The following is a 22,523-nucleotide window of genomic DNA, read 5'->3' on the forward strand; positions in this document are numbered from 1 at the left end:
TCTGGTGACGGCCGGCCCTCCCGGGCCCCACGCCGGAGGTACCGGACGGACAAAACCTGCCCGCGCCGACCGCGTCCGGGCCCGGGCTGAGGCATGATCTCGACATGGCCATCGTCGCGGGGATAGACAGCTCGACCAGTCGCACCCGGATCGTCGCGTGCGACACCGAGACCGGCGCGGTGCTGCGGTCCGGCAAGGCGCCGCACCCCGTGCCGGAGGGCCCCGACGTCCGGCCCGGCGAGGCCGACCCGCAGATCTGGCTGCACTCGCTGGGCGACGCGGCCGCCGGCGGCCTGCTGGAGGGCGTCCGGGCGATCGGCGTCAGCGCGCAGCAGCACGGCATGATCGGCCTGGACGCCGGCGGCGTGCTGGTGCGGCCCGCGATCCTCTGGAACGACCCGCGCTCCAGCGGCGCCGCGGCCGCCCTGCTGGACGCGCTCGGCGGCCCGGCCGCGTGGACCGCCGCCATCGGCGCCGTCCCCGGGCCCATGTACACCATCGCCAAGCTGCGCTGGCTGGCGGAGTTCGAGCCCGCCGCGGCCCGCCGGGTGGCCGAGGTGCTGCTGCCGCACGACTGGCTGGTCTGGCAGCTGCTCGGCCACCCCAAGCGGCGCACCACCGACCGGGGAGACGCCTCCGGCACCGGCTACTGGTCTCCGATCACCGGCGAGTACCGGCAGGACCTGGTGGAGCTGGCACTCGGTCACGAGCTGCGGCTGCCCGATGTGCTCGGCCCCGCCGAGCCCGCCGGGCACACCCCCGAGGGCCTGCTGATCTCGGCCGGCACCGGGGACAACATGGCCGCCGCGCTCGGCCTCGGCCTCGGGCCGGGCGACGCCGTGGTCTCGCTCGGCAGCTCCGGGACGATCTTCGCGGTGCACGAGCAGGCCGTGGTGGACGCCACCGGGCTGGTCTCGTCCTTCGCCGACGCCACCGGCCGCCACCTGCCGATGGTCGCCACCCTGAACGCCGCCCAGGTGCTCCGCTCCACCGCCGCCCTGCTCGGCCAGGACCTGGCGGGCCTGAGCGAGCTGGCCCTGCAGTCCTCCCCCGGCGCGTACGGGGTGGTGCTGCTGCCCTACCTGGACGGCGAGCGGACGCCCGCCCTGCCGCACGCGGCCGGCACGCTCACCGGGCTGCGGACCGAGTCGATGACCCCGCAGCACCTGGCCCGGGCCGCCGTCGAGGGCATGCTCTGCAACATCGCGGACGCGCTGGACGTGCTGCGCGCCCAGGGCGTGGCGGTGAAGCGGGTCTTCCTGCTCGGCGCGGCCGGGCGGCTGCCGGCCGTCCGCCGGATCGCTCCGATGCTGTTCGGCATCCCCGTCGTGGTCCCGCCGCCGGGGGCCCACGCGGCCCGCGGCGCGGCCCGGCAGGCCGCCTGGGCGCTCGCGGGCACCTCCCAGCCGCCGCGCTGGGAGCTGCCGGAGGCCGTCACCGTCACGCCCGACCCCGAGCAGGACCTCCCGGTCGGCTCGGCGGTGCGCCAGCAGTACCGGGCCGCCCGCGAGCAGATCCACCCGGAGACCGCGTAGCCGGGCCGGTGAAGATGCGTCACCCGCCGGCCGATGGCAGCGTGGGAGGCCACGCGGCCATCGCAGTGAAGGGCGGCACGACCTCATGGCGCTGCACAAGGGAGCCGGCGACGACCGCCGGCTGACCGTCAGTCCGTTCGTCGGCACGGCCGACCCGCTGGGCCCGATGGAGCTGGCACCGCCGCTGCACCGGCTGGGCGACGGGCCGGTGCCGGCCGACACGGCCTACCAGCTGATCCACGACGAGCTGCTGCTCGACGGCAACGCCAGGCTCAACCTGGCGACCTTCGTCACCACGTCGATGGAGGTCCAGGCCATCCGGCTGATGACCGAGTGCCTGGACAAGAACATGATCGACAAGGACGAGTACCCGCAGACCGCCGAACTGGAGCGGCGCTGCGTGGCGATCCTCGCCGACCTCTGGCACGCCCCCGACCCGGACGGCACGGTCGGCTGCTCCACCACCGGCTCCAGCGAGGCCTGCATGCTGGCCGGCCTCGCCCTCAAGCGCCGCTGGATGCGCCGCAACCCCGAGCGCTACGCGGCCGGCGCCCGGCCCAACCTGGTCATGGGCGTCAATGTGCAGGTCTGCTGGGAGAAGTTCTGCAACTTCTGGGAGGTGGAGCCGCGCCTCGCGCCGATGGAGGGCGAGCGCTACCACCTCGGCCCCGAGCAGGCGGTGGCGCTCTGCGACGAGAACACCATCGGCGTGGTGGGCGTGCTCGGCTCCACCTTCGACGGCTCCTACGAGCCGGTGGCGGAGATCTGCGCGGCCCTGGACGAGCTCCAGCAGCGCACCGGTCTGGACGTCCCGGTGCACGTGGACGGCGCCTCCGGCGGCATGGTCGCGCCCTTCCTCGACCCCGAGCTGGTCTGGGACTTCCGGCTGCCCCGGGTCGCCTCGATCAACACCTCCGGCCACAAGTACGGCCTGGTCTACCCGGGCGTCGGCTGGGCCCTGTGGCGCGACAAGGAGGCACTGCCCGAGGAACTGGTCTTCCGGGTCAACTACCTGGGCGGCGAGATGCCGACCTTCGCCCTGAACTTCTCCCGCCCCGGCGCCGAGGTGGTCGCGCAGTACTACGTCTTCCTGCGGCTCGGCCGGGACGGCTTCCGGGCCGTCCAGGGCGCCTGCCGCGAGGTCGCGGTCTACCTGGCCGGGCGGATCGAGGCGCTCGGCGGCTTCCGGCTGCTGACCCGCGGCGACCAGCTGCCGGTCTTCGCCTTCACCACCACCGAGGACGTGCCCTTCGACGTCTTCGACGTCTCCCGGCGGCTGCGTGAACGCGGCTGGCAGGTGCCCGCGTACACCTTCCCGGAGAACCTGCAGGACCTCTCGGTGCTGCGGGTGGTCTGCCGCAACGGCTTCTCCAGGGACCTGGCCGACCTGCTGCTCGCCGACCTCGGCCGGCTGCTGCCGGAGCTGCGGCGCCAGCCCGGCCCGCTCCGGGAGCTCGGTGTGCCACCGAGGACGGGCTTCCACCACTGAGCCGGTGACGGTGCCCGGCGGGGCTTCTGACGGCGCCTCACGGCTCCGGGGGACCTCCGGGGCGGACGTGGTCGCCACCTTCCAGGTCTGCGGCCACCAGCCGGCCGGCAACGGCTGCACGATGGCCGTCTCCGACCTGGCGCACATGGTCGCCTCCGCCCCGATCCCGATCGGCCCGGCCTCGCCGCCGGCCGCCGTAGCCACTGAGCAGCCGAGCGCCGCCGTGACCGCCGCCGGGCAGTCCTAATCGAGGTAGCCCCGTAGCTGTTCGGCGAAGGCGTGGTCGCGGAGCTTGACCAGGGTCTTGGACTCGATCTGCCGGATCCGTTCCCTCGTCACGCCGAACAGCGCGCCGATCTCCTCCAGGGTGCGGGGGCGGCCGTCGTCCAGGCCGTAGCGGAGCTGGACGACCTGGCGCTCCCGTTCGCCGAGGGTGGCCAGCACCGCGTCCAGGTGCTGGCGCAGCAGCAGGAAGGTGGCGGACTCGGCGGGAGAGGCGGCGTCGGCGTCCTCGATCAGGTCGCCGAGCGCGACATCGTCCTCCTCGCCGACCGGGGTGTGCAGCGAGATCGGTTCCTGGGCCAGCCGGAGCAGCTCGCGCACCCGCTCCCCGGTGAGCTCCAGGACGGCCGCGATGTCGGCCGGGCCGGGCTCGGCCCCGCGTTCCTGGAGCAGGGAGCGCTGTACCCGGACCACCCGGTTGATCAGCTCGACCACGTGCACCGGGACCCGGATCGTCCGGGCCTGGTCGGCCAGCGCCCGGCTCATCGCCTGGCGGATCCACCAGGTGGCATAGGTGGAGAACTTGTAGCCCCGGGCGTAGTCGAACTTCTCCACCGCCCGGATCAGCCCCAGATTGCCCTCCTGGACCAGGTCCAGCAGGGTCAGCCCGCGGCCGACGTAGCGTTTGGCGACCGAGACCACCAGCCGCAGATTGGCCTCGATCAGCCGGCGTTTGGCGATCCGTCCGGCCAGCACCAGGGTGTCCAGCTCGGCGGCCAGCGGCTCGGGGGGCGGCGGTTCGCGGTTCAGCCGCTCCTCGGCGAACAGGCCGGCCTCGATCCGGCGGGCCAGTTCCACCTCCTCCTCGGCGTTGAGCAGGCGGATCCGGCCGATCTCGCGCAGGTACTGGCGGAGCAGGTCCGCCGCGGGGCCGGTCGCCTCGGCGGGCGTGCGGCCGGGCTCGCGGTCGGGATCGGGGCCGAGGTCACGACCGCGGACGGGCCCGGGGTCCGCGTCCACCGGCGGGTCCGGGGCCTCGGGGTGGCCCTGCGCGGGCACCCGGGCTCCGGCCGGAGGCGGTGCCCCGGCCCGGCCGTGGTCGTCGTGGGGGGCGATCGGGTCGGTGGCCGGTCCGGCGGTGGTCGGTCCGGCGGCGGCAAGGCCTTGCTCCACGGGCACCCCCCGGGGCGGGCGCGACTCTGGCGGACCCGCGCTGTACGAAGGTGGGACGCCCTCCAGTGTGCGGTACGCCACGCTCCGTGGCCGAGACTCGTGCGCGGACTTTCTGCGGCGGACCCGGCCCGCGGCGCCCGGCCCTACAGCGCCGCGGCGCCCCGGCTCCGGAGCTGCTGCCCGTACTGCTGGAGCTGCCACAGCTCGCTCTGCACCGCGTGCAGTTCCTCGGCGGCGGCCCGGGTACCGAGCCGCTGGAGGTGGGCGCGGACCTCGTCCACCCGCCGGTCCACGGCCAGCATCCGCAGCTTGACCAGGAACTCCCCCGCGTAGACCGCGTCCACCTTGCGGCGCGACCGCACCGGTTCCACGGTCAGCTCGGTGACCAGCGAGCGCACCTGGTCGTCCGGGGCCGCCTCGCGCACCACACTGGTGAAGTCGGCCAGGGTGGCCCCGTACGCGGCGCCGCCGGCCTGGGCGACGGCGCGGCGCACGGCGGTGTACGGCGGGGTGGGGAACTCGTCCTCGGCGTAGTGGTCGAAGGCCGGGCTGACCAGGTCCGGGTGCTGGAGGGCCAGCTTGAGCAGCTCGCGCTCGACGAACTGGGCCGGGTCGCGCGGGTTGAGCCGGAACACCGGACGGGCGGGGCGGACGGGCTGCGCGGGTTCGGGGCGGCGGGGCCGGCCGTTGCCGCGCGGGTTCTGCTGGCGCTCGCGGTCCCAGCGGGCCAGCTGGGAGACGCGGCGGATCACGAACGGCTCGTCCAGGATGCCGAGCATGCCGGCCAGCCGGACGGCGTACTCGTGCTGGATCGAACGGTCCTTGATCTTGGCCACGATCGGCGCGGCCTCCTCCAGCGCCGCCGAACGGCCCTCGGGGGTCTCCACCCGGTGCCGGGCGACGGCCGAGCGCAGCGCGAACTCGAACAGCGGGACCGGGTTGTCGATGAGTTCGCGGACCGCGTCGTCGCCCTTGGCCAGGCGCAGGTCGCACGGGTCCATGCCACCGGGGCTGACCGCGATGGAGGTCTTGGCGGCGAACTTCTGGTCGTCCTCGAAGGCCCGCAGGGCCGCCTTCTGGCCGGCCGCGTCGCCGTCGAAGGTGAACACCGTCTCGCCGCGGTACTGCGAGGTGTCCATCAGCAGCCGGCGGATGATCTTGATGTGGTCCTCGGCGAAGGCGGTGCCGCAGGTGGCCACCGCCGTGGTGACGCCCGCGAGATGACAGGCCATCACATCGGTGTAGCCCTCGACCACCACCGCCCGGCCCGACTTGGCGATCTCCTTCTTCGCCAGGTCGATCCCGTACAGCACGTGGGACTTCTTGTAGATCGGCGTCTCGGGGGTGTTGAGGTACTTCGGCCCGTTGTCGTCCTCGCGCAGACGGCGGGCGCCGAAGCCGACCGTCTCACCCGCGATGTCGCGGATCGGCCAGACCAGCCGGCCCCGGAAGCGGTCGATCAGGCCGCCGCGCTGGCCCTGCGAGGCCAGGCCGCCGAGCAGGATCTCCTTGTCGCTGAAGCCCTTGCCGCGCAGGTAGCGCACCAGGTTCTCCCAGCCGGCCGGGGCGTAGCCGACGCCGAAGGTCTGCGCGGCCTGTTCGTCGAAGCCGCGTTCGGCGAGGAAGCGGCGGCCGATCTCCGCCTCCGGCGAGGCCAGCTGCTCCTGGTAGAAGGCGGAGGCCACCTTGTGCGCCTCGACCAGCCGGGTGCGCTCGCCCTGCTGGTGGCGGGGGCTGTAGCCGCCCTCCTCGTAGCGGAGCGTGATGTTCGCCTGGGCGGCCATCCGCTCGACGGCCTCGGCGAAGGTGAAGTGCTCGATCTTCATCAGGAAGGCGATCGTGTCGCCGTTCTCCTGGCAGCCGAAGCAGTGGAAGACGCCCTTGGCGGGGTTGACGTAGAAGGAGGCGGACTTCTCGTCGTGGAAGGGGCAGACGCCCTTGTACTCGCCGCCGCCACCGTTGGTCAGCTGTACGTAGTCGCCGACCACCACGTCGATCGGCAGTGCGCTGCGCACCGCCTGTACGTCTTCGTCCCTGATCCGCCCGGCCACTCCGGAAGTCTACGTCCACCCCGGCCGGTTCCCGACGGCTCTCACGCCCGGACGCCGTCGACCAGGCGGGAGTGCAGGGCCAGCGCGGAGGCGTCGGTGAGGGTGGCGATCTGGTCGATCACGGCGCGGAGGGCGGCGCGGTCGTCCTCGGCCTCGCGGTAGAGGGCGCCGAACACCGGATCCAGTCCCTCGGGGGCGCGCCGGATCAGCACCTCGGCCAGCTCGGCGATCACGATCCGCTGGCGGGCCCGGAGCCGGGCCTGCTCGTCGCGCTGCATCACGAACCGGACGGCGACCGCCTTGAGCACCGCGCACTCCAGCCGGACCTCGCGCGGCACCACCAGCTCGGCCGCGTACCGGCTGAGCCGGCCGGGGCCGTAGCGGGCGCGGGTGGCCTGCTCGGCGGCGAGGCAGAAGCGGCCGATCAGCTGGCTGGTGAGGTCCTTCAGACCGGCGCGGGCGCGGGCCGAGCCGTCGTACGCGTTCGGCCACCACTCCTGGGCGAGCAGCCGGTCGAGGGCGGCGGACAGCTCCTCGGGCCCGGCGTCCCGGGCGTAGCGCTCGGCCACCTTGAACAGCTCGGCCCGCTCGCCCGGGGCGCGCAGCACGGCCGGGTCGATGTGGCCGGCCTGGAGGCCGTCCTCGACGTCGTGGGTGGAGTAGGCGACGTCGTCGGCCCAGTCCATGACGGTGGCCTCGAAGCACTTGCGACCGGCCGGGGAGCCGGCCCGCATCCAGCGGAAGACCGGCAGGTCGTCGGCGTAGACCCCGTACTTCGGCGAGGCCGGGTCGGTGGGGTGGGCGCCACGGGTCCACGGGTACTTGGTGGCGGCGTCCAGCGCGGCGCGGGTGAGGTTGAGGCCGACGCTGCGGCCGGGCCAGGGCGCGAGCCGGGCGGGCTGTTCGTCCTGCGGGGCGAAGCGCTTGGGTTCGAGGCGGGTGAGGATGCGCAGCGACTGCGCGTTGCCCTCGAAGCCGCCGCAGGCCTCGGCGGCCTGGTCGAGCGCCTCCTCGCCGGTGTGGCCGAACGGCGGGTGGCCGATGTCGTGGGCCAGGCAGGCCGTCTCCACGAGGTCCGGGTCGCAGCCGAGGGCCGCGCCCAACTCCCGCCCGACCTGGGCGCATTCGAGCGAGTGGGTCAGCCGGGTGCGGGGGAAGTCACTGCGCATCGGGGCGACGACCTGGGTGGTACCGGCCAGCCGGCGCAGGGCCGCGGAGTGGAGCACCCGGGCGCGGTCGCGCTGGAACGCCGTCCGGCCGGGGCGCTTGTCCGGTTCGGGCACCCAACGGGCCTCGGCGGCGTGGTCGTACGGGATCGGGGCGGCGGTGAGGCGGTACGCGGTGTCGTCCATATGCCCCACACGGTACGCCGCGGCCCCGACACCGGAAGTGTGCCGCGCGTGAAGGGGCGCGGGCCGGGGGGTGAACGCTCGCGGACGCGAACGTGCCGGGCACGCCCGGCCGGACGGGCCCGGGGCGCGCGGGAAAACGGCTGGAGCGAGTACCACGGCCGCTCGTACGATCGGCGGCGGGAACGCGCGAAAACACAGCCCCGGTCGGTAGTCCGGGCGCCGTCGGACCGGCCGGCGGTCAGTAACCTCCCCTCCCAGGGTGTCCGGCGTGTTCCTCCCGTCGCGCGGTCGCGCGCGGGACACGGCACGACCATGGGAGGACGCACCATGCCGAGCACGTTCAGCGTGTTCTTCGACGACCCGTTCTGGGTCGGGGTGTTGGAGATCGCGGGCTCCGGCGGAGTCCGCGCGGCCCGGCATGTCTTCGGGGGCGAGCCCGGCAACGCGGAGCTGCTGGCGTTCGTCCGCCAGGACTTCGGCCGGCTGCTGGACGCCGCGCTGGCGGCGCCCGAGGTGGCCGTCGAACGGCGGGCGCGGCAGCCCCGGGTGAGCCCCAAACGCCTCGCCCGGCAGGCCGCGAAGGAGCAGACGGCCCGCCCGCTGAGCACCGCCGCCGAGGAGGCGCTGGCGCGGGCCCACCAGGATGCCGGGCACCTCAACCGGGCGGCGGCCAAGCGCCGCGCCGCCCAGGAGGCCGCGGAGCGGCGGGCGGCGGCCCGGCACCGGGCCAGGGAGCGGCACCGCGGGCGGTGACCGGGCGGCCCGGCGCCGCGGCGGCCCTGGTCGGGACAGCTCTGGTCGGGACGGTGGGGCGCCGGGCCCCGGGTGCCGTGGCGCCGGGCCGTGACGGGCCGCGGCGCCTCAGCCGCGGACGGCCTTCAGCACGGCGTCGGCGATGCCCTCCTCGCCCTTGGCGTTGGGGTGGATCGCGGCCAGACCGGGCGCCGGGAACGGCGGCTCCACCCAGCGGGTGGCCTCGCCCGCGCACATGTCGTGGCCCGCCGAGGGGGCGGCCGCGTCCACGAAGACCGCCCCGGCACCGGCCGCCCGGTTCTTCAGCATCGCGTTCAGCTGCTGCTGCTTCTCGGTCAGGAAGGCCAGGTCGGCGGCGGCGACGGCCTTGCCGAGCACCGGTACGCAGCTCGCCGGGTCGGCCGGGAGCAGCGCCGGGTACCCGACCACGTACACCCTGGCCTGCGGGGAGCGGCGCTTGATCTCCTGGAGGACCTGGGCCAGCCGTTCACCGGCCGTGTCCACCTTGCGCTGCACCTGGTCGGCGGCGCCGCCGACGGAGGCGTAGTGCTCCCGGCACGGCGCGTCGACGCGGTCGGTGCCGACCAGGCCCTTCACCGCGTCCACCAGGTTCTCCTTGGCGCACTGGGTGACGACCTCCATGAACCCGGCGTCGTTGCCGCCGATCCCGACCGTGACCAGCCGGGTGGCCGGGGAGAGCGCGTCCAGCTGCGGCGCGTTCGAGCCGCTGTCGGTGTGCTGGGTGCCGGTGAGGTCACCGGTACGGGCGCCGCTGCAACTGACGTCCCGGAACTGCCCGTCCGCCAACCCGAGCGCCTTCGCCACCAGGGACGGGTAGTTGGCCGCCGAGCGGGCGCAGCCCTTCGGCTCCCCCACCTGCGGGGCGACCTTCAGGCCCGCGGTGTACGAGTCGCCGAGCGCCACGTACGGACCGGTGGGCGTCGGGGTGGGTGTCGGGGGCGCGCCGGCCCGCGCCGGGCGGGCACCGTCCGGCGCGGCGGCCGGGCCGCCGTCCGATCCGCCGCCCGCGCAGCCGGCCAGCACCAGCGCGGCCAGGACGGCCGACAGGGCGCCGGCCGCGGTCCGGTACGTGCTGGTGGGCATGCTCGCGGGCATGTTCCTGGGCGTTGGCATGAAGTCCCCCCGGGGGTAGGAGCCGGCGTCGCTCTCTGTGCGGCGGCCCGTCCCCCGGGCACCTCAGGGCCAACGAACGACGGCGCCGGATGGCTCCCGCCCGGACGGGAATTCCTCCGGCCGTCGCACGACCTGCCCGGGCTCAAGGCCTACTCGGGCCCGCGCTCGTGCTCGGCCAGGAACTGCTCGAAGCGCCGGCCCAGCTCGTCCGCCGAGGGGAGGTCGGCGGGCTCGGCCAGCAGACTCTCCCGGCTCTCCGCGCCCGCCACGGCGTCGTACTGGCCCTCCATGCCGCGGATCGCCGAGCGCAGCTCGCCGTCCCCGCCGGCCAGCTGCTCCTCGATGTCGGCGTAGACCTCACCGACCCGCTCGCGCAGCCGGGTACCCGGCAGCACCAGGCCGGTGGCCGACTGCACCGCCTCCAGGACCAGCACCGCGGCCGCCGGGTACTCCGAGCGCGCCACGTAGTGCGGCACGTGCACGGCGAAGCCCAGGACGTCGTGCCCGGCCTCGGCGAGCCGGTACTCCAGCAGGGCCTGCGCGCTGCCGGGCACCTGGGCCTGCTCGAACCACTGCGGGTAGCCCGCCGCGAGGTCCAGCCGGTTGCCGTGCGGCGTCAGCCCCACCGGGCGGGTGTGCGGCACGCCCATCGGGATGCCGTGGAAGTCCAGCGTCAGCCGGACCTCGAAGCGCTCGACCAGCTCGCGCACGGCGGCGGTGAAGCGCTCCCATTCGACGTCCGGCTCGGGCCCGCTGAGCAGCAGGAACGGCGAGCCGGCCGCGTCGTGGACGAGCTGGAGCAGAATCTCCGGCGGGTCGTAGGAGGACCAGTGCTCGCGGTCGAAGACCATCGCGGGGCGACGGGCCCGGTAGTCCACCAGACGGTCGTGGTCGAAGCGGGCGACCACCTGCGGCGATCCCTGCTCCAGCAGATGGGCCACCACCTGGCCGCCGGCCTCGCCGGCGTCCATGAAGCCCTCGAAGTGGTGGAGCAGCACCAGGCCGGCGCCGGTGTCGCCCAACGCGGTGATCGCGTCGGCCACGGCCGCCACGCCCTGCTGATCCAGCTCGTACAGCGCCTGGGGATCACGCACCGCGCACCCAACCCCGTCCTCTACTCGTCACACCCGTACCGGCTTCTCCTGGACTGCAGCGTGCCGGGCCCCGCCGGAATTCCCGTGACCGCCGGGCATCGCGGCGCGGCACCTCCGTCGACCGCTCGGCGCCCCGCCGGAAGGCCGCCTCGACCATGATCGCACCTGGTGGAGAATCCCCTGGTCACAGGCGTTGAAAGCGCCTCTCCGGCGCGGGCCCGGCAGACCCGCGCGCCCATTCGTGTACCGCGAAGTGACGCACCGCCTTCTGGCGGGTATCGTCCTCTCGCTGCCTCGCATCGTCGCGTCGTCGTCACGTCGTCCGTAACGCCGTCGATCACGTCCCGGCCCGGTGCTCGGCCAGCCACCCACGACGCATCTTGCCTTCACCTGGCCGCCCGCTTCCCTTCGCGCACTCGTTTCCTCCTCGGCCATTTCGCGGACGCACACTGTCCCCTCGCTCATCCCCGCCGGACCGGTCCGTCGACCCGTGTCCGTTCCGGCACCGCGCTGCCCGCCTCCGGGCCGCCGCCCCCGCCCCGCTCCGCCGGTCTCCGGCCTGCACGGGTACCGGCGGACGGACTCCGGGGCCGGGGCGACCGTCCACGCAACCCGCGCCGCGACCCCGGTGCGGGAGGCGCCCTCCGACCGCCGAAGGGCCAAGGTTCCGTGCCCGTACCTGTCATCCTCACCGGCCGCACCGTGCGGCTGGAGCCCCTCGCCGCGCATCACGCCGAGGCCATCGCCCAGGCCGGCGCCGAGGACCGTACGACCTACGCCTTCACCCCCGTCCCGCACGGTCTGGAAGCGGCCCGCGACTACATCGCGCGGGCGCTCGCCGACCAGGCCGCGGGCCGGTCGCTGCCGTTCGCGACGGTCAACGCCGCGGACGGCCGGGTGGTCGGCTCCACCCGGTTCCTGGAACTCGACTACTGGCAGGGCCCGGTCGTCTGGCCGCCGGTCCCCGGTGTCCCGTTCGGCGATCCGGCCACGGCCGTGCCGGACGCCGCCGAGATCGGCAACACCTGGCTCTCGCCGCGCGCCCAGGGCACCGGCATCAACACCGAGGCCAAGCTGCTGATGCTGCGGTACGCCTTCGAGGAGTGGGGCGTGCAGCGGATCTCGATGCGCGCCGACGCCCGCAACCTGCGCTCGCGCGCCGCGATCGAACGCCTCGGCGCGACGTCCGAGGGCGTCCGCCGGGCGCACTCGCGCGGCCTGGACGGTGTGGTGCGGTCGACCGCGTTCTACTCGATCCTCGACTCGGAGTGGCCCGCCGTCCGGGACATCATCGAGCTGCGGATCGCCGCCGCCACCTCCCCGAGCGCCCCGGATCCGGCGATCAACCAGGAGTGCCTTAGACACGGCGGCGGCACCGGGCACCTGATCACCGCCTGAGGGCTACCGTTCGCCGGTGGCGGCGGCCCGCAGGACGCGGGTGAGGCCGTCGGGGTCCTGGCCGTCCGGGCCTGGCTCGTACCAGTCCGGACCGGCCTCCACCAGCGCGGAGACCGGCCGCCAGCCGTCGCGGCCGGGGGCGACCGTCACCTCCCACACGGTGTGGCCGCGGGGGTGGCGGAGCCGGACGACGCCCTCCCGGGTGTGGACGTGCCAGCGGTGGTCCGGCGCGCCCACCGGCCCGCCCTGCCGGATGCGCTCCCACTGCTCGTCCGTCCAGACCACCTCCGGCACGGGGTGCGGGCGCGGGAGCCGCATCCCCGCCCCGGTGTCGTCCGGGCCGCCGGAGACGGCGCCCGGCGCCGGGGAGGCCCAGGCCGGCAGCGGTTCCCGGGCCGCCAGCCAGGCCTCGGGGATGCCGGCGGTGCCGGTGTGCGCGGCGACCACGCCGCCCGTGATGGCGGCCACGGTGTCCATGTCCCCGCCCGCGCCCACCGCCTCCCAGACCGCCGCCGGGTAGTCGCCGAGCCGGCGGGCCGCGCACCAGAGGGCGTACGGGACGGTGTCGGCGGCGCTCACCCGGCTGCCGTTGCCGAGCAGCCGGGCGGCCACCGTGAGGTCCGGCTCGGCCAGCAGCCCGACCGCCTCGGTCAGGCCGTCCCGGACGGCCCCCCGCGGGGTGAGCCGGACGACGGCCGTCAGGAAGCCCTCCGGCGTCATGGGCTCGGTCCGCGCCCGCACCGCCCAGGCGGCGGCCACGGCGACCGCGATCGCGCCGTCCACGGCCTGCGGATGGGTGTGGGTGATCACGGCGGTGTCGGCGGCGGGCCGCACCACGGCGGCCGGGTCGGCGGCGTGGGCGGCGCCCAGCGGGGCGACCCGCATCGCGGCGCCGTTGCCGTACGAACCCTGGCCGTCGAAGAGTTCGGCGGCCAGTCGCCGGGCGTCACCGCCCTCCCGGACCAGCCGGAGCAGGCGGTTGGCGGCCGGGCCGTAGCCGCGGTCGAAGTCGTGGCGGCGGGCGAAGGCGTGGGTGAGGTCGAAGGTGTCGATGTGCCCGCGCTCGATCTGCGCCGCCGACACCGAGCAGGCCATCTCGGTGTCGTCGGTCCACGGCCAGGGGCCGGGCGGGGCGGTGCGGGCGGCGAAGTGGGCCGCGGCGGTGGCGGGCACGAAGAACTGGGCGCCGAGGGCGTCGCCGACGGACAGGCCGTTGAGCGCGTGCAGCACGTCGAGCGCGGGGCTGCTCGGGAAAGTGGTCATCACGGCCAAGCTCGGCGGCCCGGCCGACGCTCCGTCAACATCTTTACCGCGGCTCCCCGGGCGGGCGATGTTTCGCATACACCCTATCCGGGCGGGAAGGACCCGGGGCATGACCTGTGCGGACCAGATCGACCCACTGCTGCTGCTGGGCGCCGACCAGCAGCACATCGCCACCCGGGCCCAGCTGCGGCGGCTCGGTGTGCCGCCCGGCACCATCGCCCACCGGCTGCGGCCGGGCGGCCCCTGGCAGCAGGTGCTGCCCCGGGTGATCTGCCTGCAGACCAGGCGGCTGAGCCCGCATCAGCGGCTGCGCGCGGCGCTGGCGTACGCGGGCCCGAAGGGCCGCGCGCCGCTGGCCGGGGAGGTGCTGCTGACCGGGGTGGCGGTGCTCGCCGACGCCGGGCTGCCGAGCGCCGGGCACCCGGCCGACCTGGCGGAGGTCGATGTGCTGATCCCGGGCGTGCGCCGGGTCGCGGACCGGGGGTTCGTCCGGATCCACCGGGCGGCCGGGTCGATGCCGGGCGGCTTCGAACGGGACGACGGGCTCTGGAGCACCACGGCCGCCCGGGCGCTGGCCGACCTCGCGCCCCGAGAGACCGGGCAGCGGCGGTTCCGGGCGCTCTGCGCGGAGGCGGTGCAGCGGCGCCACTGCGCGCTCGGCGAGCTGCTGGACCAACTGCTCGCCCGGCCGGGCGCGCTCGGGCTGCCGCAGGTCGCGCAGGTGGTGGAGGACCTGACGGCCGGGGTGCGCTCGGTGGTCGAGGGCGAGGCCCGCGCGCTGCTGCGGGAGGCCGGTCTGCCCGAACCGCTCTGGAACGCCGTACTGTTCCTGGACGGCCGCTTCCTCGCCGTGCCGGACGCCTACTGGCCGCAGGCCTGTGTGGCCCTGGAGATCGACTCCCGCGCCTGGCACCTGCGCCCGGCCGACCACGAGCGGGGCCTGGCCCGGGCCAACCGCCTCACCGCCGCCGGCCTCCCGGTCGTCCGCACCACCCCCGTCCAGCTCCGTCGCGACCCGGCCCCGGTGCTGCGGGAGCTGGGCGCCCTGCTCGCCGCCGGCCCGCACGGCCCGCACGCCCGGATCAGCCGGCGCCGGGCCCGGTAGCGCACCGGAGCCGCGCAGGCGCCGGACCGGGCATCGGCGACGCCGCTCTCAGAGCCGGCCGAGCGCCCTCTTCGCCGCGGCGCCGCGCCGCCCGGACGTCTCCCTGACCGCCTCCAGCGCGGCTTCGTTCCCGGCGATGTACTGCTGCTGGTACGCGGTCTGCACCGCGTACCAGGTCTCCAGCAGCCCCGTCCGCGCCTTGCAGTCCATGTCGGCGGTCGCGGTGTCCTTCTCCTGCTGGGAGACCGGGTCGGGCCAGGCCGCCGAACTGGCCTGCACCGGATTCGCGTAGCCGTAGCCGAGCGCGGCCATGCAGGAGTGCCACGCGGACAGGGCGGCCGTCACCCTGCTGTCCGACGACGTGCGGTCGTACGCCTTCGTCCGCAGCGTCCCGACCAGGTCCGACGCGGTGCTCTTCACGCCGGCCGCCTGCAACTGCCGCTCGAACTCCCCCATGCAGCCGCGATCGGCCCCGGAATCCGCCAGGCCGGCCTTCCGGCCGGCCTCGCCCTGGAGCGCCCGCTGGAACTCCGCGCTCCGCGCCGGCCCGTTCCCGGACGTCCCGCTGACGCCGCCGGCCGGGCGCGGCGGGCGGTGGTAGCCGGTCTGCCGCGCCGCCGTCGCGGAGAGCAGCCCGAGGGTGCCCGGGTCGACGGGGGTCGCCGGGGGCGCGGCGGGCACCTCGCCCGGGTCGTAGTCGAACCCCTTCGCCGCCATGCAGCTCCGGGTGGCCTGCCCCATCGCACGGAAGATCAGCGCGGACTCGTCGGCACCGACGGAGTAGCCGTCGAGCGGCAGGGCGATCGGCGGCTCGGCGACGGCCTCCCGGTCCGCTCCGCCCGGCTTCTCCGCGCCGCCGCAACCCACCGCGAGGGCCGCCAGGACGGTGGCCGCGACCACCCCGTGGAGCCTTCTGCGCACACCCATCGACCCCGCCCCCGCAACCCGTCCGCTGTCGACCGAACCACTCAGGCTCGCAGGCTACTTGGCGGCCGGAGCCTCACCGGACACCGGGTCGGCCGACAGCCTCGCGCGCAGGGCGCCGGCGGCCTCGGCGGCGGCGACCAGGCGCTGGAGTTCGGCGAGGTGGGCGGCCAGCGCCCGGTGGCCGGCCCGGGTGGCGGCGAGCCAGGTGCGGGGGCGCTTGCCGACGTAGCCCTTTCTGACGACCAGGTAGCCGGCCTCCTCCAGGGCGGTCGCGGCCTTGCTGAGCACCGAGTCGGAGACCTCGCAGTGATCCCGGACGGCGGCGAACTCGGCCTCGGTGCAGGCGCTCAGGAAGGCCAGCACGGTCAGCCTGGTCGGATGCTGGAGCAGCGGGTCGAGCGCGGGCATCAGCGCTCCTCCAGCAACCGGCGGACGTGGGTGTTCAGCCACCGGGAGGCGGCCCAGAACGCCGCGCCCGCCGCGACCCCGGCGGCGGCGCCCATCCAGCGCGCGCCGCCGCCGGCCGCCCAGGCCAGCAGCAGGCCGGCCAGGGCCGCCGCGAGGACCTGGAGGACGGCCAGCACCACCGGGCGGCCGAGGCCCGGTGACATCCGCCGCACGATGCCGCCGCTGCGGTTGGCAACCGCGGCCAGGCTGCCGGTCAGCACCGCGAAGGCCACGCCGAACACGCCGCTCAGCCACGACACGCCCGCCCCGATGGCCTGGCCGAGCGCCGTTCCGTAGACGGCGAAGGCCACCGCGAAGGCCGGGCCGTACCACGAGGGCAGTCGGCCCGGCCCCTGCGCGGCGGCCTTGGCCCGTTCGACGAGGCGCAGGGCCTCGGCGGCGGGCAGGTGGACGGGTTCGGAGCTGCTCATGGGATCCCCTGGAGTGTTCGCGCTCTCGGAGATTCCACTATGGCATCTACTTTCCGACTTGGAAAGTACTTTCAGCAGCGCGGGTCGATCTCCTGGAAGGAGGCGTAGTGGTCGGCCGTCCAGTACTGCTCGCCCGAGTCGCCGGTGACGACCCGTCGGGCGCCCCGGTCGCCGGAGCCGGGGGTGACCACGGTGAACTCGTGGTAGTAGCCGCTCGCCTTGCGCGGGAGGCGGTTCTCGCGGTTCTCGAAGACGATGCCGTCCGAGCGGTAGGGGTACGGGCCGCCCTTGGCGATCAGGCCGAGGGTGTCGACGGCCTGGTCGGGCAGCTTGGTCCGGCAGACGTCGGCCAGCGCCGGGTCGGCGGGTACCCAGGTACCGGCCGGGGCGGGAGTGGTGCCGGCCGGCGGGGACGGCTTGGGGGCGGACGGCTTCGGCGCTGTGGAGGCCGTCTGGGCGGCCCCGGAGGAGGCCGTCGAGGAGGCCGCGGTCGCCGTGGCGGACGAGGAGGAGGCGGCCCTGGGGTGGCCGCCGTCGGTGCCCGAGAGGACGTACCCGGCCGCGGCGGCGAGCACGCAGATCAGGACGGCCACGAGGACGGACAGGCGGTTTCTGCTGGTCATGCGCTCCAGCTTGGCAGGCGGCCGGACCCCGGCCGGGCAGCCGCCGCTGTGGTCGCGGACACACGTGTGCGGCCGGGGCGGGGACGGACGCCATTGTCCGTTCCTGCCCCGGCCGCGCTACGTACGCCGGGTCTCCTGCGCCGAGCTCCGGTGTACGCCCTCCCGACGGGAGGGGGAGCGGTCAGCCGAGCCGCGCCGAGGGATGCCTCCTCAGCGCGAGTCGCTGCCCGCCGTCTCGATGGCGGCGCGGCCGGCCTCCAGGCGCGCCACCGGGATCCGGAAGGGGGAGCAGGAGACGTAGTCCAGCCCCGCCTCGTGGAAGAAGTGCACCGAGTCCGGGTCGCCGCCGTGCTCGCCGCAGACGCCGAGCTTGAGGTCGGGGCGGGTGGCCCGGCCGGCCTCGACGGCGTGCTTGACCAGCGCGCCGACGCCGTCGCGGTCGATGGTCTCGAACGGGGAGACCCCGAAGATGCCCTTCTCCAGGTACGCGGTGAAGAACGAGGCCTCCACGTCGTCCCGGGAGAAGCCCCAGACGGTCTGGGTGAGGTCGTTGGTGCCGAACGAGAAGAACTCGGCGGCCTCGGCGATCTGGCCGGCCGTCAGGGCCGCGCGCGGCAGCTCGATCATGGTGCCGAGCTTGATATCCAGCCGGACGCCGGTCGAGACGGCGACCTCGGCCAGCACCCGCTCGCACTCGTCGCGGACCAGCTCCAGCTCCTGGACGGTCCCGACCAGCGGGATCATCACCTCGGGACGCGGGTCCCCGCCGGCCAGCCTCCGCTCGGCGGCGGCCTCGGCGATGGCGCGGACCTGCATGCCGAACAGACCGGGGATGACCAGGCCGAGGCGGACGCCGCGCAGGCCGAGCATCGGGTTCTGCTCGTGCAGCTTGTGCACGGCCTGGAGCAGGCGCAGGTCGTTCTCGTTCGGGTCCTTGCGGGCCTCGGCGAGGGCGACGCGCACCGACAGCTCGGTGATGTCGGGCAGGAACTCGTGCAGCGGCGGGTCGAGCAGGCGGACCGTGACCGGCAGGCCGTCCATCGCCTGGAACAGCTCCAGGAAGTCGGCCTTCTGCAGCGGCAGCAGGGTGGAGAGGGCCAGCTCCCGGTCCTTGTCGTTGTCCGCCAGGATCAGGTGCTCGACCTCCTTGCGGCGCTCCTCGCCGAGGAACATGTGCTCGGTGCGGCACAGGCCGATGCCCTGGGCGCCGTACCGGCGGGCGCGGCCGCCGTCCTCGGCGTTGTCGGCGTTCGCCCGGACGGCGAGCCGGCGGCGGACGTCGGCGTGCGACATCAGCCGGTGGACGGCCTGGACGAGCCCGCCCTGGACGTCGGCACCGGCGTGCAGGGTGCCCTCGAAGTACTCCACCACCGGGGACGGCAGGACCGGTACCTCACCGAGGTAGACCTTGCCCGTCGCGCCGTCGATGGAGACGATGTCGCCCTCCTCGACCACCTGCCCGTCGGGGGTGGTGAAGCGGCGGCGCTTGGTGTCGACCTCCAGCTCCTCGGCGCCGCAGACACAGGTCTTGCCCATGCCGCGGGCGACCACGGCCGCGTGCGAGGTCTTGCCGCCGCGCGAGGTGAGGATGCCCTCGGCGGCGATCATGCCGTCCAGGTCGTCCGGGTTGGTCTCCCGGCGGACCAGGATGACCTTCTCACCGGAGCGGGACCACTTGACGGCGGTGTAGGAGTCGAAGACCACCTTGCCGATCGCGGCGCCGGGCGAGGCGGCGAGGCCCCAGGCGACCTGCCGGGAGGTGGCGTCGGGGGCGAAGCGCGGGAACATCAGCTGGGAGAGCTGGCCGCCGGTGACCCGCATCAGGGCCTCGTCCAGGTCGATCAGGCCCTGGTCCACCAGCTGGACGGCGATCCGGAAGGCCGCGGCGGCGGTGCGCTTGCCGACCCGGGTCTGGAGCATCCAGAGCTTGCCGCGCTCGATGGTGAACTCGATGTCGCAGAGGTCGCGGTAGTGGTTCTCCAGCGTCCGCATGATCGCCATCAGCTGGTCGTACGACTTCTTGTCGAGCTGCTCCAGGTCGGCCAGCGGCAGGGTGTTGCGGATGCCGGCGACGACGTCCTCGCCCTGGGCGTTGGAGAGGTAGTCGCCGTAGACGCCCTGGGCGCCCGTGGAGGGGTCACGGGTGAAGGCGACGCCGGTGCCGGAGTCCTCGCCGAGGTTGCCGAAGACCATGCTGCAGACGTTGACCGCGGTGCCCAGGTCGTTGGGGATGCGCTCCTGGCGGCGGTAGAGGCGGGCCCGGTCGCCGTTCCAGGAGTGGAAGACGGCGTGGATGGCGAGGTCCATCTGCTCGCGCGGGTCCTGCGGGAAGGCCCGGCCGGTCTCACGCTGGACGATGCCCTTGAACACCTCGACCAGCTCGCGGAGGTCGGCGGCGTCCAGGTCCAGGTCGTTGGTGGTGCCCTTGGCGTGCTTGGCCTCGTCCAGGGCCTCCTCGAACAGCTCGCCGTCCACGCCCAGCACGGTCTTGCCGAACATCTGGACCAGGCGGCGGTAGGAGTCCCAGGCGAAGCGCTCGTTGCCGGACTGCGCGACCAGGCCGGTCACCGAGGCGTCGGAGAGGCCGATGTTCAGGACGGTGTCCATCATGCCGGGCATGGAGAACTTGGCACCGGAACGGACCGAGACCAGCAGCGGGTTGTCCGCCTGGCCGAGCTGCTTGCCCATCTCCCGCTCGAGGGCGTCCAGGTGGGAGCTGATCTCCTTGTGCAGCGAGGCCGGCTCGCTGCCGGTCTCCAGGAAGACCTTGCAGGCCTCGGTCGTGATGGTGAACCCCGGAGGGACGGGGAGACCCAGGTTGGTCATCTCGGCCAGGTTCGCGCCCTTGCCGCCAAGAAGATCCTTGAGGTCCTTGTTTCCTTCGGTGAAGGAGTAAACAAACTTCTGCTGGGACGACACGGGTCTGTCTCCTCGCACACGGTTGCCCTGACGCCGGAGAACATACCCATTTCAAAGGCACTTCCGCGCCGCCAATAGGCCGTACGAGGCCAGTACCGACCGGTAACCCAACAGATCGAATGCGCATAAAGGCGTTCACCTCTGTTGGTGAAATCGTCCGGCTGACGCTAGCCAGCCTTCAACTCTTGAAGACATGGAAACCTGAAGATCATACGAGCGAGACGGACGGTGGCGGCCGACGGCCCACCGCGCCGCCCCGGCTTGATTTCCTGCACCCGGAGCGGCCGATCGCCCGCCGCCCCCTTCGGGAAGCGATTCACCGCCGACCTGTCCATTTCGTCACCTGACCGGCCGCCAGTCGCCACCGCGTGTGGCAAGCGTCACGAGCGCGCCTCACCGGCCGAACGTAGTCGGCCTCCGCCAATCGTCGCACTGCGTCCAGAATCGTGCTCGTTCCGTGACATCGATGCGCCAAAAGGGAGCCCTCTTGGCCAGATGGGCCAAGAGGGCTCCGACGTAGCGACCAGCACCCCCCGAGGGGAATTTTCGCCACATCGGACAGGTCAGCCGCCGGAGGTGTCCGATTCGGCGTCCGCACTGGGGAGGGCGCAGTCATACGGATCGTCCAACCAGCCCTCCGGCAGGACCACCCGGTTGTTGCCACTGGTCCGCCCGCGCGGGCCGTCCGCACCGGCCGGCCAGAGCTGGGACTGCTCCACCAGGGAGAGGGTTTCGGCCAACTCGGCCAGCGAGGAGGAGTTGGCGAGCCTCACCCGCAGCTCGGAGCCGACCGAGAAGCCCTTGGTGTACCAGGCGACGTGCTTGCGGAAGTCGATCACGCCGCGGGTCTCGTCGCCCAGCCACTCACCGAGCAGCTGCGCGTGCCGCACCATCGCCCGCGCCACGTCGGCGAAGGCCGGGCGGGCGTAGTCCACCTCGCCCTCGAAGATCGAGACCAGGTCCTTGAACAGCCACGGCCGGCCCAGGCAGCCGCGCCCGACCACCACGCCGTCGCAGCCGGTCTCGCGCATCATCCGCACCGCGTCGGGCGCCGACCAGATGTCCCCGTTGCCGAGCACCGGGATGTGCGCCGGGACGGACTCTCGCAGCCGGGCGATCGCCGACCAGTCGGCGGTGCCGCCGTAGTGCTGGGCGGCGGTGCGCCCGTGCAGGGCGATCGCGGCCACGCCCTCCTCGGCGCCGATCCGGCCGGCGTCCAGGAAGGTGAGGTGGTCGTCGTCGATGCCCTTGCGCATCTTCATGGTGACCGGGAGGTCCCCCGCGTTGGCCACCGCCTCGCGCAGGATCCCGCGCAGCAGGTTGCGCTTGTACGGCAGCGCCGAGCCGCCGCCCTTGCGGGTGACCTTCGGGACGGGGCAGCCGAAGTTGAGGTCGATGTGGTCGGCCAGGTCCTCCTCGGCGATCATCCGGGCGGCCTTGCCCACGGTCACCGGGTCCACGCCGTACAGCTGGATCGAGCGCGGCTTCTCGGTCGGGTCGAACTTGATCAGCTGCATGGTCTTGGCGTTGCGCTCGACCAGGGCCCGGGTGGTGATCATCTCGGAGACGTACAGCCCCTTCCCGCCGCTCTGCTCGCGGCAGAGGGTGCGGAAGGGGGCGTTGGTGATGCCGGCCATCGGTGCCAGCACGACGGGCGGCCACACCTGCATCGGGCCGATGGTCAGCGGCGCGAACTCGGCGGTGGTCGCGGTGGGTGCGGACGGGACTGTCATGCGCGGCTGACCTCGGGGACGGGGGGGTCGGGACTCTTCATTGTCCCCCACCCGGGCGGGCGCCCTCCCGGGCCCGTGGCCGGGCCGTCCGCCGCTCAGTTCCCGGCGGCGTCGATGCTCACCACACCGGAGCCCACCGAGACCCGGACGCTGTTGGGGCTGGAGGAGTCGGCCAGGGTCGGGTCGATGTGGCGGCTGCCCGAGCCGATGTCCCCGGTGAAGTTGTAGTGCGCGTCACGCGGCAGGGTCAGCTCCAGCGAACCGGACCTGGTGCTCACGTCCACCGACCGCGGCGCCGCGGAGAACTCCAGCTCGACCGACCCCGAGGCGACACTCACCTCCGCCCGCGCGGAGCTCAGCCCCTTCGCCTGGACCATCCCGGAGGTGGTGCTCGCGTACACCTGGCCGGAGAGCCCGGTCAGGTGTATCGCGCCGGAGGTCAGGCTCAGCCGGACGTCCCCGCGGAGGTCCGCGATCTCCACGCTGCCCGAGGTCCCCTCGCCGGCCACCGAGGCCGCGGCCGGCACCTCCAGGTCGATCATCGCGCCGCAGCCGAGGTCCGCCATCGGCAGCACCTGGTTGCAGCGCATCCGGACGGTGAGCACGGTGCCCTCGAAACTGGTCGAGACGACCGGCGCGCGCACCATCCAGTCCAGGTTCTGGTGCACCACCACCCGGCCCTCGGGACCGGGCCTGATCCGGACCGCCGCGCTGCCGGTGTCCAGCTGCACCTTCGTCACCGCGACGTCGTACGAGCGCTCCGACACCGTCCGCTGCTGCACCACCATCGCCCAGGTCTGCACGACGCCGAACGCCATGACGAGCGCCAGCGCCAGCGTTCCGGTGACCTGCCAGCCACGACGTTCCCGCACGG

General features: G+C 74.1%; 19 protein-coding genes. 6 read left to right on the top strand and 13 right to left on the bottom strand.

Annotated elements, in window-relative coordinates:
* The first annotated feature begins 104 nt into the window (after positions 1-104).
* The 3 genes from ACIQIB_RS11740 to ACIQIB_RS11750 all read left to right on the top strand — a co-directional run bounded on the left by ACIQIB_RS11740 (position 105) and on the right by ACIQIB_RS11750 (position 3,271).
* Positions 105-1,535: an FGGY family carbohydrate kinase gene (locus tag ACIQIB_RS11740; RefSeq protein ID WP_363607166.1), complete on the top strand. Its 1,431-nt coding sequence runs from the start codon at positions 105-107 to the stop codon at positions 1,533-1,535.
* Between the two features lie 85 nt (positions 1,536-1,620).
* Complete coding sequence (locus tag ACIQIB_RS11745) at positions 1,621-3,024, top strand: glutamate decarboxylase (RefSeq protein ID WP_363607168.1); 1,404 nt, start codon at positions 1,621-1,623, stop codon at positions 3,022-3,024.
* Positions 3,025-3,091: 67 nt separating this feature from the next.
* Positions 3,092-3,271: a hypothetical protein gene (locus tag ACIQIB_RS11750; protein ID WP_363607169.1), complete on the top strand. Its 180-nt coding sequence runs from the start codon at positions 3,092-3,094 to the stop codon at positions 3,269-3,271.
* On the opposite strand, the gene ACIQIB_RS11755 is transcribed toward ACIQIB_RS11750, so the two are convergent.
* The 3 genes from ACIQIB_RS11755 to ACIQIB_RS11765 all read right to left on the bottom strand — a co-directional run bounded on the left by ACIQIB_RS11755 (position 3,268) and on the right by ACIQIB_RS11765 (position 7,822).
* Positions 3,268-4,362, bottom strand: a complete 1,095-nt coding sequence (locus ACIQIB_RS11755) for an RNA polymerase sigma factor (RefSeq protein ID WP_400652336.1) — start codon at positions 4,360-4,362, stop codon at positions 3,268-3,270. The two genes, ACIQIB_RS11750 and ACIQIB_RS11755, sit on opposite strands and share 4 nt — an antisense overlap.
* Positions 4,363-4,562: 200 nt before the next feature.
* Positions 4,563-6,470, bottom strand: a complete 1,908-nt coding sequence (gene dnaG / locus ACIQIB_RS11760; RefSeq protein ID WP_363607171.1) for a DNA primase — start codon at positions 6,468-6,470, stop codon at positions 4,563-4,565.
* Between the two features lie 41 nt (positions 6,471-6,511).
* Positions 6,512-7,822, bottom strand: coding sequence for a deoxyguanosinetriphosphate triphosphohydrolase (locus ACIQIB_RS11765; RefSeq protein WP_363607173.1), 1,311 nt, complete (start codon positions 7,820-7,822; stop codon positions 6,512-6,514).
* A 327-nt stretch (positions 7,823-8,149) separates the two neighbouring features.
* Between ACIQIB_RS11765 and ACIQIB_RS11770 the strand changes: the two genes are divergently transcribed.
* Entirely contained in the window at positions 8,150-8,575 is a 426-nt protein-coding gene (locus tag ACIQIB_RS11770) for a YjdF family protein (RefSeq protein ID WP_400652075.1), read from the top strand.
* Between the two features lie 108 nt (positions 8,576-8,683).
* Here the strand turns inward: ACIQIB_RS11770 and ACIQIB_RS11775 are convergent, their stop codons facing one another.
* Both ACIQIB_RS11775 and ACIQIB_RS11780 read right to left on the bottom strand, forming a co-directional pair.
* Positions 8,684-9,679: an SGNH/GDSL hydrolase family protein gene (locus ACIQIB_RS11775; protein ID WP_400757716.1), complete on the bottom strand. Its 996-nt coding sequence runs from the start codon at positions 9,677-9,679 to the stop codon at positions 8,684-8,686.
* A 179-nt stretch (positions 9,680-9,858) separates the two neighbouring features.
* Positions 9,859-10,803 carry a PAC2 family protein gene (locus tag ACIQIB_RS11780; protein ID WP_363607177.1) on the bottom strand — a complete coding sequence of 315 codons (945 nt, stop codon included), beginning with the start codon at positions 10,801-10,803 and terminating at the stop codon, positions 9,859-9,861.
* Between the two features lie 669 nt (positions 10,804-11,472).
* On the opposite strand from ACIQIB_RS11780, the gene ACIQIB_RS11785 reads away from it, so the two are divergent.
* Positions 11,473-12,201, top strand: coding sequence for a GNAT family protein (locus ACIQIB_RS11785; RefSeq protein ID WP_363607178.1), 729 nt, complete (start codon positions 11,473-11,475; stop codon positions 12,199-12,201).
* Between the two features lie 3 nt (positions 12,202-12,204).
* Here ACIQIB_RS11785 and ACIQIB_RS11790 read toward each other — a convergent pair whose 3' ends face one another.
* A complete protein-coding gene (locus tag ACIQIB_RS11790; RefSeq protein ID WP_400757717.1) occupies positions 12,205-13,464 on the bottom strand; it encodes an ADP-ribosylglycohydrolase family protein in 1,260 nt (419 codons plus the stop codon).
* A 109-nt stretch (positions 13,465-13,573) separates the two neighbouring features.
* Here ACIQIB_RS11790 and ACIQIB_RS11795 point away from each other — a divergent pair, with 109 nt between their 5' ends.
* Entirely contained in the window at positions 13,574-14,569 is a 996-nt protein-coding gene (locus ACIQIB_RS11795) for a hypothetical protein (RefSeq protein ID WP_400757718.1), read from the top strand.
* Between the two features lie 48 nt (positions 14,570-14,617).
* Here the strand turns inward: ACIQIB_RS11795 and ACIQIB_RS11800 are convergent, their stop codons facing one another.
* The 7 genes from ACIQIB_RS11800 to ACIQIB_RS11830 form a co-directional block, all read right to left on the bottom strand.
* Entirely contained in the window at positions 14,618-15,496 is an 879-nt protein-coding gene (locus tag ACIQIB_RS11800) for a hypothetical protein (protein WP_400757719.1), read from the bottom strand.
* A 54-nt stretch (positions 15,497-15,550) separates the two neighbouring features.
* Entirely contained in the window at positions 15,551-15,904 is a 354-nt protein-coding gene (locus ACIQIB_RS11805; protein WP_363607184.1) for a transcriptional regulator, read from the bottom strand.
* Entirely contained in the window at positions 15,904-16,374 is a 471-nt protein-coding gene (locus ACIQIB_RS11810; RefSeq protein ID WP_400757720.1) for a hypothetical protein, read from the bottom strand. Before ACIQIB_RS11810 ends, ACIQIB_RS11805 begins: the two co-directional genes overlap by 1 nt.
* Positions 16,375-16,445: 71 nt before the next feature.
* Positions 16,446-16,997, bottom strand: a complete 552-nt coding sequence (locus tag ACIQIB_RS11815; RefSeq protein ID WP_400652056.1) for a ribonuclease — start codon at positions 16,995-16,997, stop codon at positions 16,446-16,448.
* Between the two features lie 210 nt (positions 16,998-17,207).
* Entirely contained in the window at positions 17,208-19,916 is a 2,709-nt protein-coding gene (gene ppdK, locus ACIQIB_RS11820; protein ID WP_363607188.1) for a pyruvate, phosphate dikinase, read from the bottom strand.
* Positions 19,917-20,479: 563 nt separating this feature from the next.
* Entirely contained in the window at positions 20,480-21,649 is a 1,170-nt protein-coding gene (dusB, locus tag ACIQIB_RS11825) for a tRNA dihydrouridine synthase DusB (RefSeq protein ID WP_363607189.1), read from the bottom strand.
* 95 nt (positions 21,650-21,744) lie between these two features.
* Positions 21,745-22,521 carry a DUF4097 family beta strand repeat-containing protein gene (locus ACIQIB_RS11830; RefSeq protein ID WP_363607191.1) on the bottom strand — a complete coding sequence of 259 codons (777 nt, stop codon included), beginning with the start codon at positions 22,519-22,521 and terminating at the stop codon, positions 21,745-21,747.
* Positions 22,522-22,523: the final 2 nt, after the last annotated feature.

It is taken from the genome of Kitasatospora sp. NPDC092286 (genome assembly GCF_044755565.1).
Taxonomy (GTDB): Bacteria; Actinomycetota; Actinomycetes; order Streptomycetales; family Streptomycetaceae; genus Kitasatospora.